The sequence below is a fragment of the Enterobacter sp. CP102 genome, assembly GCF_025152625.1.
In the GTDB taxonomy this organism is placed as follows: Bacteria; Pseudomonadota; Gammaproteobacteria; order Enterobacterales; family Enterobacteriaceae; genus Enterobacter; species Enterobacter soli.
In genome coordinates this window covers 4,486,299-4,500,178 of record NZ_CP104014.1, presented here as the reverse complement: position 1 = coordinate 4,500,178, position 13,880 = coordinate 4,486,299, and the positions used below count along the sequence as shown (strand labels likewise).

The following is a 13,880-nucleotide window of genomic DNA, read 5'->3' as shown; positions in this document are numbered from 1 at the left end:
CTCCACGTCACGAGACACTCTTTTTAACCAGGAATGTTGATCAGGGGTTCACATGCAGGGCACAAAAATTCGACTCTTAACCGGCGGTTTGCTGATGATGGCAGCAGCCAGTTATGTGCAGGCAGATGCGCTCCAGCCAGACCCGGCCTGGCAACAAGGGACTCTGGCGAACGGTTTTCAGTGGCAAGTTTTAGCCACCCCGCAGCGCCCGAGCGACCGTATTGAAATCCGTCTGTCTGTGAATACAGGCTCTCTGACAGAAAGCACCCAGCAGACCGGTTTAAGCCACTTTATTCCCCGACTGGCGCTCACCCAGAGCGGCAGTCTGCAGGCAGTTCAGGTGCGTTCTCTCTGGCAACAGGCCATTGATCCGAAACGCCCACTTCCTCCGGCAGTGGTCTCTTATGACTACACCATGTTTAACCTGAGCTTGCCGAACAACCGTAACGATCTCCTGAAAGAAGCCCTTATCTATCTGTCTGATGCCACAGGTAAGCTGTCCATCACCCCAGACACCGTGAATTATGCGCTGAGCAACAGCGACATGGTGGCAACCTGGCCTGCAGATACGAAAGAGGGCTGGTGGCGTTACCGCCTGAAAGGCTCCACGCTGCTGGGGCATGACCCGGCAGAGCCGCTGAAACAGCCCGTCGATACGGAACAGGTCAAATCCTTCTACCAGAAATGGTACACCCCGGATGCAATGACCCTGATTGTGGTGGGTAATGTTGATAGCCGTGCGGTGGTTGAACAAATCAACAAGGCCTTTGGCGAGCTGAAAGGCAAACGTGAAACGCCAGCCCCTGTCCCTACGCTTTCGCCGTTGCGCGCAGAGCCAGTCAGTATTATGACGGACACGGTGCGTCAGGATAAGCTCTCTATGATGTGGGACACCTCCTGGCAGCCTATTCGTGAATCCGCCGCGCTGCTGCGCTACTGGCGTGCGGATCTCGCCCGTGAGGCGCTGTTCTGGCACGTTCAGCAGACGCTGAGCAAAAATAACATGAAGGACATCGGCCTGGGCTTTGACTGCCGTGTGCTGTTCCAGCGCGCCCAGTGCGCCATCAATGTGGAATCACCGGGTGATAAGCTGAATGCGAACCTGGGCCTGGTGGCGAAAGAGCTGGCGAAAGTACGTAAAGAAGGGCTGTCAGAAGAGGAATTTAATGCGCTGGTGGCGCAGAAAAAACTCGAACTGCAAAAACTGTTCGCGACCTATGCCCGTGCTGATACCGATATCCTGATTAGCCAGCGTATTCGTTCGCTGCAAAACCAGGTTGTAGATATTGCGCCGGAACAATATCAGAAACTGCGTCAGGACTTCCTGAGCGGTCTGACGGTCGATATGTTGAATCAGGATTTGCGTCAGCAGCTGTCGCAGGATATGGCGTTGATTCTGTTGCAGCCGAAGGGCGAGCCGGAATATGACATGAAAGAACTTCAGTCGACCTGGGATTCGATTATGGCCACTGCGCCGCAGGCTGCGCAGACGACAACGGCAGATGATTTACACCAGGACGCAACGGATATTCCGCAGGGGCAGTAATGCCGGTGGGAGAGGCTTAGGGTGGGGGCATCAGCCCCCACCTGATTTACGCAGGCATTGCCTCACGCGGAATAATCGCCCCGCGATACTGAATCACCGTACTGGCGGTCAGGTGTCCGCGCTGTGCCGCCGCTTCTGGCGTACCGCCCGTCAGACGTACCGCCAGATAACCCGCACTGAAGGAATCACCCGCAGCGGTGGTATCAATCACTTTCTCTTTGGCTAACTTCACTGCCGGGACTTCCACAACGGTTTCACCTGCAATTGCCACCAGGCATGAATCCGCGCCGCGCTTAATCACGACTTCACTCACGCCAGCAGCCTGAGTACGGGCGATAACCTCATCGACCGGTTTCTCGCCCCACAGGGCATCTTCGTCATCCAGCGTTAAGAACGCGATGTCGGTGCATTGCAGCATCTGCTGATAAACCTGCTGCGTCTCTTCGCGGCTGGCCCACAGACGAGGGCGGTAGTTGTTATCGAAAATTACCTTGCCGCCGTTGGCGCGGCATTCGCGCAGCAATGACAGCAGCTTTTCGCGGCTGGACGGGCTTAAAATCGCCAGGCTGATCCCGCTCAGGTAGAGATAGTCAAAGGTCGCCAGCTCTTCACAGATGGCAGCTGCGGCGTCGCTTTCCAGCCAGAACTTGGCCGCGGCTTCGTTACGCCAGTAGTAGAACGTGCGCTCGCCGGTGCTGTCGGTTTCAATGTAATACAGACCCGGCAGGCGGTTTTCCATCTGCTGAATCAGGGAAGTTTGTACATTTTCACTTTGCCAGGACTCCAGCATCTGCTGGCTGAAACTGTCCGTACCCAGTGCGGTAACGTAGTTCACGGCGAGTGCGTCGGGAGCAACCTGACGGGCAATGTAAACCGATGTGTTCAATGTATCGCCACCAAAACCGCGGCTAACTTCCGCGCCTTTTTGTGACAGCTCAATCATGCATTCGCCAATCACGGCAATTTTTTTAGACATAGTCGTGAACCTGAACAGATAAATTAGAAGCAGTGTGCGCTGTGTGGATTATGTGGTCAACTATATTAAAACGACGTTCCAATATTTTTTTTGAGCCAGCGCGTATTCCTGGTAATTTCTGTCATCTTAATTTCATTTTCCCCGCGAACTGGACATAAAGTTCTCAATTGTCCCGCCGATAACCCTTTGACGAGTCCAGAAAGGTCATCCCCATAAAACAGGACATCTGAAATGAAGTCAGAGCAGGTTATCCAGCGGCTAAGCACTACGCCTGAGGCAAGTATTGAGAACTTGCAGGAGCATCGCTACTGGCTGCAATGTGAGCGTGCCTATACCTATCAACCGATCTACCGTACTGACGGCCGGTTGATGGCCATTGAGATTTTAACGGTCGTTACGCATCCGTCGAATCCTACGCAGCGTATCCCACCGGACCGCTATTTTGCTGAAGTGTCCGTTCGTCAGCGTATCGATGTGCTGGAAGAGCAGCTGAAAATGCTGTCCACGAAACATGAGTTTTTCACTCAGCACAACATTCTTGCATCGGTGAATGTGGATGGCCCGACCCTGATCGCATTGCGCCAGAACGCAAAGTTGCAGGAGCTGATCGCCACGCTGCCGTGGATGCGTTTCGAGCTGGTGGAGCACGTCAGCCTGCCGCAGGATTCGTCATTTGCCACCATGTGTGAGTTTGGCCCGCTGTGGCTGGATGACTTTGGCACCGGCATGGCGAACTTCTCTGCGCTCAGTGAAGTACGCTATGACTACATCAAAGTGGCTCGTGACCTGTTTATCATGCTGCGCCAGACGCCGGAAGGCCGAAATCTGTTCACGTTGCTCCTGCAACTGATGAACCGTTACTGCCAGGGTGTTATTGTTGAAGGTGTTGAAACGCTGGAAGAGTGGCGTGATGTGCAAAACTCACCTGCGGCAGCCGCGCAAGGTTATTTCCTCTCTCGTCCTGTCCCGATGGATACCCTGAGTAACGTCGTTATTACGTTGTAAAGTAATCTGTTTCCCGTAATAGTGCGTCGCACTTACGCATTATTACCGGACGCAGTGGCCCCCGCTTACCTGTGTCATGAGCTATATTCATGAAAGGTAAGGCCATCTGGTAAGGGGGAAACAATGACGAAAACAACCAGGATTGTCACCTGGGTATGTGGGATTTTCTTGTTGTTGATTGCGGTGGCAATCATCATTCTCGCGACGTTTGACTGGAACCGCCTTAAACCGACCATCAACAAGAAAGTCTCTGCCGAACTGAACCGGCCGTTTGCCATTCGCGGCGATCTGGGCGTGGTCTGGGAGCGGCAGAAAGAAGAAACCGGCTGGCGAAGCTGGGTGCCCTGGCCACATGTTCACGCCGATGACATCATTCTTGGCAACCCGCCGGATATCCCCGACATCACGATGGTGCACCTGCCGCGTGTTGAAGCCACGCTGGCCCCTCTCGCGCTACTGACCAAAACGGTCTACCTGCCGTGGATCAAACTCCAGCAGCCCGATGCGCGCCTGATCCGCTTATCTGAAAAAAATAACAACTGGACGTTCAATCTTGCCAGCAGCGGCAACAGCGCGCCGGATGCTCAGCCGTCGTCCTGGTCTTTTCGTCTGGATAACATCCTGTTCGATCGTGGGCGGATCCTCATTGAAGACAAGGTGACTAAAGCGGATGTGGAGATCATGGTCGATCCGCTGGGGAAACCACTGCCGTTTAGCGAGGTGACGGGCAGCAAAGAAAAAGGCGATAACAGCAAAGCAGGCGATTACGTGTTTGGCCTGACGGCAAAAGGACGCTACAACGGCCAGCCCCTGAGCGGCACGGGTAAAATCGGCGGGATGCTGGCGCTACGCAGCGAAGGGACACCTTTCCCGGTACAGGCCGATTTTCGTTCGGGGAATACCCGCGTGGCATTCGTGGGCACGGTTAACGATCCAATGAAAATGGGCGGTGTTGATCTGCGTCTGAAATTCGCCGGGGATTCACTTGGCGCGCTGTATGACCTGACCGGGGTACTGCTGCCCGATACGCCGCCTTTTGAAACCGACGGGCATTTAACAGCGAAAATCGACATGCAAACCGCATCAGTCTTCAATTACCGCGATTTTTACGGCCGGATTGGCGATAGCGATATCCACGGTTCGCTGACGTATACTACCGGAAAACCGCGCCCGAAACTGGAAGGCGATATGGAGTCTCGCCAGTTACGCCTGGCCGATCTGGGGCCGCTGATTGGTATCGATTCTGGTAAAGGCACGAAGACCAAAGAGGTCAAAAAGGATCCCCAACCGGCGGGCAAAGTCCTGCCTTATGAACGCTTTGAAACCGACAAGTGGAACGTCATGGATGCCGATGTGCGTTTTAAAGGACGCAAAATCGAGCACGGTAGCACTTTGCCCATCAGCGACCTTTCCACGCACCTGATCCTTAAAAATGCCGACCTGCGCTTACAGCCGCTGAAATTTGGCCTGGCGGGCGGGACTATCTCATCCAATATTCACCTTGAAGGGGATAAAAAACCGATGCACGGGCAGGCGGATATTCAGGCGCGGCGGCTGAAGCTGAAGCAACTGATGCCGGATGTTGAGCTGATGCAGAAAACCCTCGGTGAGATGAATGGCGATGCGGATATTCGCGGTGTCGGTAACTCGGTGGCGGCGCTGCTGGGCAGCAGTAACGGCAACCTGAAGCTCCTGATGAATGACGGACTGGTGAGCCGGAATTTGATGGAGATCCTCGGGCTTAACGTCGGGAACTACATTATCGGGCAGATTTTTGGTGACGATGAAATTCGGGTGAACTGCGCAGCGGCCAACCTGGACCTGGTCAATGGCGTGGCGCGCCCGCAGATTTTTGCCTTCGATACGGAAAATGCGGTCATCAATGTCACCGGGACGGCCAGTATGGCCTCTGAACAGCTGGATTTGACTATCGATCCTGAGAGTAAGGGCATTCGTATCATCACCCTGCGTTCACCGCTGTACGTGCGTGGTTCATTCAAGGATCCGCAGGCGGGCGTGAAAGCCGGGCCGCTGATTGCACGTGGTGCGGTTGCGGCGGCGCTGGCTACGCTGGTCACGCCAGCGGCAGCACTGCTGGCGTTGATATCACCGTCAGAAGGGGATGCGAATCAGTGCCGGACGATTCTGGCGCAAATGAAGAAGTGACGGAGCGGTCTGTTTGTGCCGGGTGGCGCTGCGCTTACCCGGCCTACGGGGTTGCGGGTCTGTTTGTAGGCCGGGTAAGGCGAAGCCGCCACCCGGCACAACCCACTTACAGAGAGTGATCTTTCGTTTCGTGGGTCAGCAGCAACGCAATCAGCGTCAGTGCCGCCATCGCCGCCAGATACACACCCACATAGAACAGACCGTAGTTCGCCTGTAACCAGGTGGCGATATACGGCGCAACAGACGCCCCCAGGATAGAAGAGACGTTATAGGAGAAAGACGCCCCGGTATAACGCACTTCGGTCGGGAACAGCTCCGGCAACAGCGCACCCATCGGGCCGAAGGTCAGTCCCATCAGGCTCAGGCCAATCAGCAGATAAGCCATCACCAGCGCAGGGCTACCTGAACCCAGCAGCGGCGGGAAGACAAACAGCGCAAACAGGATAATCAGCGAGGTGATCACAATCATGCTTGCACGACGGCCAAATTTGTCTGCCAGCAGGCCTGCAATCGGCACCATCACGCCAAAACCAACAACCGCCATCATCAGCATCCACAGCACTTCATTGCGCGGCAGCCCCAGGCCAACAGGCGCGGCAGCGGTGCTGAACGTCATTGAGTAGACGGTCATGATGTAGAACAGCGTATAGGTCGCCAGCATGATGAACGTGCCCAGCACGGTCACGCGAATGTGTTTGGTCAGCAGTGTACCCAGCGGCACTTTAACCTGCTTTTTCGCCGCCGCAACTTTGGCGAACACGGGCGTTTCATGCAGAGAAACTCGCACGTACAGGCCAATCAGAACCAGCACGGCGGAGAAGATAAACGGAATACGCCAGCCCCAGTTCATGAACTGCTCATCCGTCAGCAGCCAGGAGAGCAGCAGGAAAGTGCCGTTGGCAAAGAAGAAGCCAATCGGTGCGCCCAGCTGCGGGAATGAGCCATAAAGCGCACGCTTACGGGCAGGGGCGTTTTCGGTTGCCAGCAGCGCCGCACCTCCCCATTCACCACCCAGCCCCAGACCCTGACCAAAGCGCGCCAGCGCCAGCAGAACCGGCGCCAGAATGCCGATGGTTTCGTAAGTGGGCAGCAGGCCAATCGCCACGGTGGAAATCCCCATGGTCAGCAGTGATGCCACCAGCGTGACTTTACGGCCAATGCGGTCACCAAAGTGCCCAAACAGCGCAGAGCCAATCGGGCGTGCGACGAAGGCGATGGCGAAAGTCGCCAGAGACTGTAGCGTGGCGGCCGTTGGGTCCCCCTGCGGGAAGAAGATATGCGGGAAAACGATAACCGCAGCTGTGGCATAAATATAAAAGTCGAAGAACTCAATGGCGGTGCCAATCAGCGAGGCGACGACAACTTTATTACGTGAGTTAACCGGCGTGCTTTCCGGTTCAGTGTCGAGTGTTGTGGCGGTTGCTTGCATAAAATATTCTTATATTTTGACGAACGAACGGCCATATTACGCACAGCAAAAGCGACATTTCAATCTGTAACAAACCGGAGAAATGGCGATAAAAGCAGCAAAAAGCGGATAATATTCAGACCAGCAAAATACCTTCTATGAAATGCTTCACAGTTTTTAAATATCAGCGAATAAAACTGGTTTTCGGTTAAATAAAAGTTACGGGCTGGATTTATATTCTGAAATTATAGAACGGGCTGAATTTTTGCATTCTTATTCAGCCCGGAGATTCCATCAGGTGTGGGTTTTACCCGGCATCCTCGGGTCATCTTTGTATTGCGCGGTGGCTATCCATGCGGCGCAGAACAGCGTCAGGCGGGCGAAGAAGTAGAAGAACGCCATCAACCCCAGTACCGAGCCAAATGCCGCGCCCGACGGGGATTTCACCAGCGCGGGCAGGGTGTAGGTCATCACGATTTTGATGATCTCAAAACCAATTGCCGCAATCAGTGTGCCGCGGATCAGCGCCTTTTTACGTGGCCGGTGGCGCGGCAACCGCCAGAATATCCAGAAGAACAGCAGGTAGTTGGCAAAGACAGAAATGGCCAGCCCAATGCCGCGCCATGCAGGTTTAAGCCATTCGATGCTGTCGAGATAGAGCGCTGAAATAATCATCTGCTGCGCTGAACCGGCAACAGAGGTGATGGAAAGCGTCACTATCAGGGCTACAAGCAGGCCAATCAGCGAAACAAAATCACGGAAGTACTTAATCCAGATTTTCTCCTGATCCTGCGGCGTGCGTTCCCACACGTCGCGGGACTGGGCGCGAATGGCTTCACGCAGGTTTCCCATCCAGTTAATGCCGGAATAGAGCGCAATGAGCAAACCGACCAGACCAACAGCTGTACGCTGTTGCACGGCGGTATTGATGGTGCTTTTGAGGGTGCCAGCGAGCGTGGGGTCGCTGACGTTCATCAGGATCTTGTCGAAGATGTCCTGAAGCAGCGTGGGATGCCAGGCAAGGATAAAACCTGCGGCAGCAAACGACACCATCAGGATGGGGATCATCGACAGAAATGAGAAATAGGTGATGGCGGCGCCAAACTGATTCCCCATACGGTCGTTGAAGCGCTCAGTCGCGCGTATCAGATGCGCAATCAAAGGCCGACGCTGGATCTTCTGTGCCGTGCTGGTGACGGTTTTCAGCGCCTGGACGGCTTTTCCTGGGGTATTTTCCTGTGGGGGACGTTGCTGGTTGTTTTCCGGCGTCACACGCTTTTCCTTATTCGTTTGGCGGGATGTAATTGAAATTATAGCCTGTGCTTAATCAACATAGGCTTTCATTAATACGGTAAGCCACTCCATAAACAGATGGACCCGGCGGGAGAGGTTACGCCGGTGCGGATAAATTAACGATACAGGCATCGGCTCTGCGCGGTATTGCGGCAGGATCTCGAGCAGTTTTTTGGCGCGCAGCGAATCACGCACGCCAACGCGGGGCACCTGGATTATCCCCAGCCCGGCGATACAGGCCGCGTGGTAGGTTTCCGTGCTGTTTACGGTCAGGACCCCGCCCGTTTTTATCCACTGTGTCGCGTTGCCGTTGTAGTACTCGAAGCCCTGCGGGCGAGTGCCCAGGCTGGTGGCATAGTGAATGACCGCATGTGAAGCCAAATCGTCCAGACTATCCGGATAACCAAAACGCTCCAGATATTCCGGGCTGGCGCAGTTAATCACTGACAGCTTACCCAGCGGACGGGCAATCAGCCCGGAGTCCTTCAGCGTGCCAACACGCACCACGCAGTCAAACCCTTCGCGGATCACATCGACCAGCCGGTCGCTGCTGCTGAGTTCCAGTTCGATTCCGGGATATTGCTGTAAAAATGCCGGGAGTTTCGGGATGACTAAATTTCGAGCAACGCCCACGGGCATATCGACACGCAGCCGTCCGCTGATGCTGGAGGGATCAAGCTGGAACATTCCGTCCAGTTCGTCGAGGTTGGTTAACAGATCTTTTGCGCGTTCGTAATAGACCATTCCGTCCTGCGTCAGGCTGACGCGGCGCGTGGTGCGATGCAAAAGCTGCGTTCCCAGCAGATTTTCCAGCGCCTGAATTTGCCGCGAAACACTCCCTTTCGGCAGGCCTAAGGTATCCGCCGCACGGGAAAAACTTTCCAGTTCCGCGACGCGGATGAAGAGCTGCATTGCGTGAATTTTATCCATAGGCGTGGCTCATTGTTGTTCGTAATGAAACAGTGAAGCGTTTCTTACCGTCTTTATTGATCTTCTATCACCTAATAAGCTCTTTCTCAATCTTCATAACAGCCGGAACGAGGTTTCTTATGTCTGAACGTATTGCATTAGTAACAGGTGGTAGCCGTGGCCTGGGGAAAAACGCGGTATTGAAGCTGGCTGATGCAGGTACGGGAATTATCCTGACCTACAACAGCAGCGAGAAAGAAGCGCTTGACGTTGTGCGTGAAATTGAAGGAAAAGGCGTTAAAGCCGCTGCATTACAGCTTAATGTCGGCAATGTTTCCAGCTTTGAGGATTTCACCCGACAAGTTCAGGAAACGCTCAAAAACATCTGGCAGCGTGATACCTTTGATTATTTATTGAACAACGCAGGTACAGGTTTATATGCGCCTTTTGCCGAGACGACAGAAGCGCAGTTTGATGAGGCGATGAATATCCATTTCAAAGGCCCCTTTTTCCTGACCCAGCACCTGCTGCCCGTCATTAAAGACGGCGGCCGCATCCTGAATGTGTCCAGCGGGCTGGCGCGTTTTACCCAGCCGGGCTCCGGCGCTTACGCCTCAATGAAAGGGGCAATGGAAGTGCTGACCCGCTACCAGGCAAAAGAGCTGGGTGCGCGGGGGATCTCGGTCAACATTATTGCCCCGGGTGCGATTGAAACCGATTTTGGCGGTGGACGGGTGCGAGACAACGCACAGCTGAATCAGTTGCTGGCGTCTCAAACCGCGCTGGGTCGCGTGGGCCTACCGGACGATATTGGCGATGCGATCGCCGCGCTGCTGAGCGATAAACTGGGCTGGATGAACGCGCAGCGTATTGAAGTTTCAGGCGGTATGTTCCTGTAATGAAATGATCTGCGGGGAGGGATCCCCGTATTGTCGATGTTTAAGATGTTCCTCAAAGCAAATATGTCAAAATCTGGCGAAATTTAATCAAGCTGGGCATTTTGTAACGCTTCCCGTCGTTGAGTTTGTTCTCATACAGACCCTCTGTAGAATCCCCCTCGAATTATTAAGTTCTTATTATCTATCCATGACGATACTTCGTGGCACGGAGTTTTCAGTGGGAGTAAAAATAATGCGAGTAATCATGTTTGACAGGCAGTCAATATTTATTCATGGAGCGATCAGCCGTCTGCAAGAATTAATTCCAGAAATAAATATATCGGGGACCAGTCAGACTGATGAGCTATGGGCGCTTTTATCCGCCTCGCCAACATCTATCGTCATGATTGACGGCCGCTTTATTCAGGATGATGGCATGGCGATGCTGGAAGAGATCATGCTGCGCTTTCCGGCACTGCGCGTGGTTATGGTGCTGGCAAAACACGATGTCAGATGGGTGGAGCAGCTTATGCAGAATAATGTCACGGCCATTATTCCCCGCAATGCACACCCGGAAATGATCTCTGCCATGCTGAAGTCGGTATCGAAGGGGATGGTCTGTTTCCCGTGCGACTGGGTTAAACAACCTTCCCGGCCGCAGCAGGAGCTCTCTTCATTGAGTGAGCGCCAGCGCGAAGTGCTAAAACTGCTGGCTGCGGGTGAGTCGAACAAAGAAATTAGCCGCACGCTGAATATCAGTACTGGAACGGTAAAAGCCCATCTGGAAGCGCTTTTTCGCCGCCTGGATGTCAAAAATCGCACGCAGGCAGCCCTGTTTTATACCCGGGCAGCCTGAGGTTCATTCGCTGTCGAAAAGTGCACATTCAGCCTGGCGTTGCCGCGCCAGGCTGTTGATTTTTTTACCATTAAGCATAATGGCATTGCGCCAGAGCGATGTTGCCTGGGCGTTATTACCGCGTGCAACCTCCTGAATAATGCCGGTGTCCAGACAGTCTTTAATCCCGCAGCTGAATATCAGTGAAACAAGGGCGTCATGTTTTTCTTGTGTCAGCGGGAGGGCGATATTTTCCCGCAGAACGTCTTCACATTTCTGTATATCGTCGTAGAGCAATTGTTCGGCCTGAGCCGGAGTAATTAACGCTGAAGTTGTCTCTTTCGGGCCGATCACATGGCCAAATCCAATAATCCATAAACCACTTTCATCACAATATTTTTCAAGGGATAGACCCTGATATTGTTTAATTAATTCAATTCCAGATGACGATATCTTTAGCGATCGGCATGTCATATTCGTTTCCTCTCTCTGGCATGACTGTAGAGGAAACGGTGGGTGATAAATATCCGCCAAATGGCCGTTATGTTGTGTTTTTAAGCCTGAAACTCATGTTTCAGCAAACCGAACAGCCAGTCGTTTTGCCAGCGCCCGGAAAGGAAATAGCTTTCGCGCAGTTCGCCTTCAAGCCTGAACCCTGTTTTTTCCAGTAAAGCCCGTGAGGCGATATTGCCCGCCGTGACGGTAGCCGTCAGCCGCCGGATACCGCCCCGGTTAAACGCAAAATCACAGAGTGCCTGCAATGACTCAAATCCATAGCCCTTACCCTGAGCGGATGGCGCGAAAAGAAAACCGACTTCGGCGCAATCGTCTTCCCGGTGGATATAACCCGTGACCCCCAGCGGTGTCTGGCTGGCGGTATCACGCACCACCAGGCATAACCATTGCGCGCTGCCTGGCGCCCACGGAGCAAGGCGCGAATCAAAGGCTTCGCGGATGTCTGCAACGGAACGGTTTTCTGCGACAAAGCGCATGACGTCGGGGTGCTGCTGTAATGCAAGAAAGAAGGGCCAGTCGGACTCTTGCAGCGGCGAGCAGGTCAGACGTGCGGTGGTGAGGGCAGGCATTCGGATCCTCCGGAGCATTTGTAAATGATTATAGGGCTGTCACTGTATTTCAACAGAAACTCAGGTATGGTTTAACCACGTATAAATAAAAAGAAAAATGACCTTGTCAGGTCTGCCATGATGTATTCGTTGTCCCTGAAGGAAAACAATGACTCTCAGCACATCACACCATATCCGCGAGCAGTTTGAGCACTGCCTGGCGGTCATTCGTCAGGCCTCTGTCGAAATGCTGCTTCTCCTGAATGTCCATGTTTCAGAAGGCAAAGATCCTCGCTGGTTCCTTGAACAACTGGATAGCGCCCGCCTCGCACTCGGTGGCTGGGGCGCTGTGGCAAAAAAACTCAACCTGAATGATGCTGAAATGTCGGACTTTACGCTGCAACTGCGCCTGTTGCAGCAGCGAGTCCCGCAGTACGAAAGCGGGCAGGATGTCAGTGAAAACCAGCTGATTGCGGCCATGCGTTTTGTGACTGCTCTGGAACACGTGCGTCTGCAACAGACGCTTTTAACCTACAGTACCGAGCTTGCGGCAGGCAACGAGATCCAACAACAGCAGGCGCAAAAGCAGGTTCGGGCAATTGAGCTGATGATTAAAGGGCTTATCCAGCAGGCGTGGCCCGATCCGGTACGGCTCAATAATCACCTCAAAACGTTATTTAACGCCGACCGCGTCCGGCGCTGGCTGAAGCTGGGTGAAATCAACGATATCCTCAGCGGTATGATGTTTAGCGAGCTGGCGCAGATGCTGGTGGATAAACGGGAATTTAGCCGTTACTACTCCCCGTTGTTTAGCGACCCGCTGATGCTGACGCTGATGGTTGAGCCGCGAAAAACCCTGCAAACCTTTCTGGATGATATCCGCCAGATCCGCAACAGCATTGCCGTTAACCAGCGTTTAAGCTCCGCACAAATTTTGCTGCTGGATAACTACTACACGCAAATTACCCGCCCCGTTCAGCGGGCGTTTGAAGAAGGGCGCACGCGCATCAACCCGGCGGGATTGATGTCGGTGGATGCCAGCGAGCTGCATAGCTTCTGGGAAAACGCGCAAAAAATGGACCGCATCACCGGGGGCGATCTCTTCGAGGTGCGCGACACCATTGAAAAGCCGACCCAGCGCGCGCCACGCACGCAGGAACAGCGCGACCAGTTGATTTCTGGCCTGCTATGGGCTGCGGTTGGGGTGATGGTGATTGCCATTGTGATGGGGGGATTCTGGCTCGTTACCAGCGGTAAGCCGCCACCTGCAACCGCAAACGCAGAGGAAGCCTCACCGGCTCAGGAGATGCGCGAAGCGCCCACTTCCCGTGAAACATTAACGCGCATGGGCGTGACCTGGGATGAAAACAATTTCCGTTCGGCCATCAACCGTAACGACACCCGCGTGGCGCAGCTGTTCCTCCAGGGCGGGATGGACTGGAAGCTTTCCTGGACTGAAGAGGCGATGGCCGCGGAGCACGACGGCGTGCTGGAGTTGATGCTGCGTTATCGGTCGCAAATGGTGGAAGAAAAACCGTGCCGCCGGTTTATCAACACCCTGAGCCACGCCATGTCGAATGGTGAAGCCTTAACCTCGCTGCGTAAGCAGTATCTTAAGGCGTTTTGCACAGTACCCGCGGTGGTGAAACGCCAGCAGCATGATGCAGATATGGCGACGCGTCGTGCCAAAGCCCAGCCGGACGACAGCACGAAAAAATGGCAGTCTATTCAGACCGCTATTTATGATGTGATTCGGTAAGCTTGCGGGAGAGTGCCGGGGTGACTCACCACCCCGGTAAT

At 54.0% G+C, this 13,880-nt stretch carries 12 protein-coding genes; 6 read left to right on the top strand and 6 right to left on the bottom strand.

Translation table 11 applies throughout. The features are described from left to right. Nucleotides 1–52 precede the first annotated feature (52 nt). Nucleotides 53–1,546 carry a pitrilysin family protein gene (locus tag N1249_RS21310; protein ID WP_259833221.1) on the top strand — a complete coding sequence of 498 codons (1,494 nt, stop codon included), beginning with the start codon at nt 53–55 and terminating at the stop codon, nt 1,544–1,546. A 46-nt stretch (nt 1,547–1,592) separates the two neighbouring features. Here the strand turns inward: N1249_RS21310 and N1249_RS21305 are convergent, their stop codons facing one another. Next, the gene (locus N1249_RS21305; RefSeq protein ID WP_259833218.1) at nt 1,593–2,522 is read right to left on the bottom strand and encodes a sugar kinase; all 930 of its coding nucleotides are present in this window, start codon (nt 2,520–2,522) and stop codon (nt 1,593–1,595) included. A gap of 231 nt (nt 2,523–2,753) precedes the next feature. Between N1249_RS21305 and pdeH the strand changes: the two genes are divergently transcribed. Further along, a complete protein-coding gene (pdeH, locus tag N1249_RS21300) occupies nt 2,754–3,527 on the top strand; it encodes a cyclic-guanylate-specific phosphodiesterase (RefSeq protein ID WP_259833215.1) in 774 nt (257 codons plus the stop codon). 123 nt (nt 3,528–3,650) lie between these two features. Further along, nucleotides 3,651–5,693, top strand: coding sequence for an AsmA family protein (locus N1249_RS21295; RefSeq protein ID WP_259833213.1), 2,043 nt, complete (start codon nt 3,651–3,653; stop codon nt 5,691–5,693). Nucleotides 5,694–5,799: 106 nt separating this feature from the next. Here the strand turns inward: N1249_RS21295 and N1249_RS21290 are convergent, their stop codons facing one another. From N1249_RS21290 to N1249_RS21280, 3 genes are all read right to left on the bottom strand, one after another. Further along, a complete protein-coding gene (locus N1249_RS21290; RefSeq protein ID WP_259833210.1) occupies nt 5,800–7,122 on the bottom strand; it encodes an MFS transporter in 1,323 nt (440 codons plus the stop codon). Nucleotides 7,123–7,395: 273 nt separating this feature from the next. Beyond that, nucleotides 7,396–8,373: an inner membrane protein YhjD gene (gene yhjD, locus N1249_RS21285; RefSeq protein WP_259833207.1), complete on the bottom strand. Its 978-nt coding sequence runs from the start codon at nt 8,371–8,373 to the stop codon at nt 7,396–7,398. Nucleotides 8,374–8,424: 51 nt separating this feature from the next. Then, entirely contained in the window at nt 8,425–9,324 is a 900-nt protein-coding gene (locus N1249_RS21280; RefSeq protein WP_259833205.1) for a LysR family transcriptional regulator, read from the bottom strand. A 119-nt stretch (nt 9,325–9,443) separates the two neighbouring features. Here N1249_RS21280 and N1249_RS21275 point away from each other — a divergent pair, with 119 nt between their 5' ends. Together N1249_RS21275 and N1249_RS21270 are read left to right on the top strand one after the other, a co-directional pair. Further along, nucleotides 9,444–10,202 carry an SDR family NAD(P)-dependent oxidoreductase gene (locus tag N1249_RS21275; RefSeq protein ID WP_259833202.1) on the top strand — a complete coding sequence of 253 codons (759 nt, stop codon included), beginning with the start codon at nt 9,444–9,446 and terminating at the stop codon, nt 10,200–10,202. A gap of 232 nt (nt 10,203–10,434) precedes the next feature. After that, on the top strand, nt 10,435–11,037 hold the full coding sequence (locus N1249_RS21270; RefSeq protein WP_259833200.1) for a response regulator transcription factor: 603 nt from the start codon (nt 10,435–10,437) through the stop codon (nt 11,035–11,037). A 3-nt stretch (nt 11,038–11,040) separates the two neighbouring features. On the opposite strand, the gene N1249_RS21265 is transcribed toward N1249_RS21270, so the two are convergent. Together N1249_RS21265 and N1249_RS21260 are read right to left on the bottom strand one after the other, a co-directional pair. Next, nucleotides 11,041–11,490 (bottom strand): lysozyme, encoded by a 450-nt coding sequence (locus N1249_RS21265; protein WP_259833197.1) that lies wholly within the window; start codon nt 11,488–11,490, stop codon nt 11,041–11,043. An 80-nt stretch (nt 11,491–11,570) separates the two neighbouring features. Next, nucleotides 11,571–12,101, bottom strand: coding sequence for a GNAT family N-acetyltransferase (locus tag N1249_RS21260; protein WP_259833195.1), 531 nt, complete (start codon nt 12,099–12,101; stop codon nt 11,571–11,573). 148 nt (nt 12,102–12,249) lie between these two features. On the opposite strand from N1249_RS21260, the gene N1249_RS21255 reads away from it, so the two are divergent. After that, nucleotides 12,250–13,839, top strand: coding sequence for an STY4199 family HEPN domain-containing protein (locus N1249_RS21255; RefSeq protein WP_259833193.1), 1,590 nt, complete (start codon nt 12,250–12,252; stop codon nt 13,837–13,839). Nucleotides 13,840–13,880: the final 41 nt, after the last annotated feature.

What these genes read in the sequence shown, in the direction of transcription:
- N1249_RS21310 (WP_259833221.1), top strand. Translation starts at nt 53, where the DNA reads ATGCAGGGCACAAAAATTCGACTCTTAACCGGCGGTTTGCTGATGATG.
- N1249_RS21270 (WP_259833200.1), top strand. Translation starts at nt 10,435, where the DNA reads ATGCGAGTAATCATGTTTGACAGGCAGTCAATATTTATTCATGGAGCG.
- N1249_RS21255 (WP_259833193.1), top strand. Translation starts at nt 12,250, where the DNA reads ATGACTCTCAGCACATCACACCATATCCGCGAGCAGTTTGAGCACTGC.
- pdeH (WP_259833215.1), top strand. Translation starts at nt 2,754, where the DNA reads ATGAAGTCAGAGCAGGTTATCCAGCGGCTAAGCACTACGCCTGAGGCA.
- N1249_RS21260 (WP_259833195.1), bottom strand. Translation starts at nt 12,101, where the DNA reads ATGCCTGCCCTCACCACCGCACGTCTGACCTGCTCGCCGCTGCAAGAG.
- N1249_RS21290 (WP_259833210.1), bottom strand. Translation starts at nt 7,122, where the DNA reads ATGCAAGCAACCGCCACAACACTCGACACTGAACCGGAAAGCACGCCG.
- N1249_RS21275 (WP_259833202.1), top strand. Translation starts at nt 9,444, where the DNA reads ATGTCTGAACGTATTGCATTAGTAACAGGTGGTAGCCGTGGCCTGGGG.
- N1249_RS21265 (WP_259833197.1), bottom strand. Translation starts at nt 11,490, where the DNA reads ATGACATGCCGATCGCTAAAGATATCGTCATCTGGAATTGAATTAATT.
- N1249_RS21295 (WP_259833213.1), top strand. Translation starts at nt 3,651, where the DNA reads ATGACGAAAACAACCAGGATTGTCACCTGGGTATGTGGGATTTTCTTG.
- N1249_RS21305 (WP_259833218.1), bottom strand. Translation starts at nt 2,522, where the DNA reads ATGTCTAAAAAAATTGCCGTGATTGGCGAATGCATGATTGAGCTGTCA.
- N1249_RS21280 (WP_259833205.1), bottom strand. Translation starts at nt 9,324, where the DNA reads ATGGATAAAATTCACGCAATGCAGCTCTTCATCCGCGTCGCGGAACTG.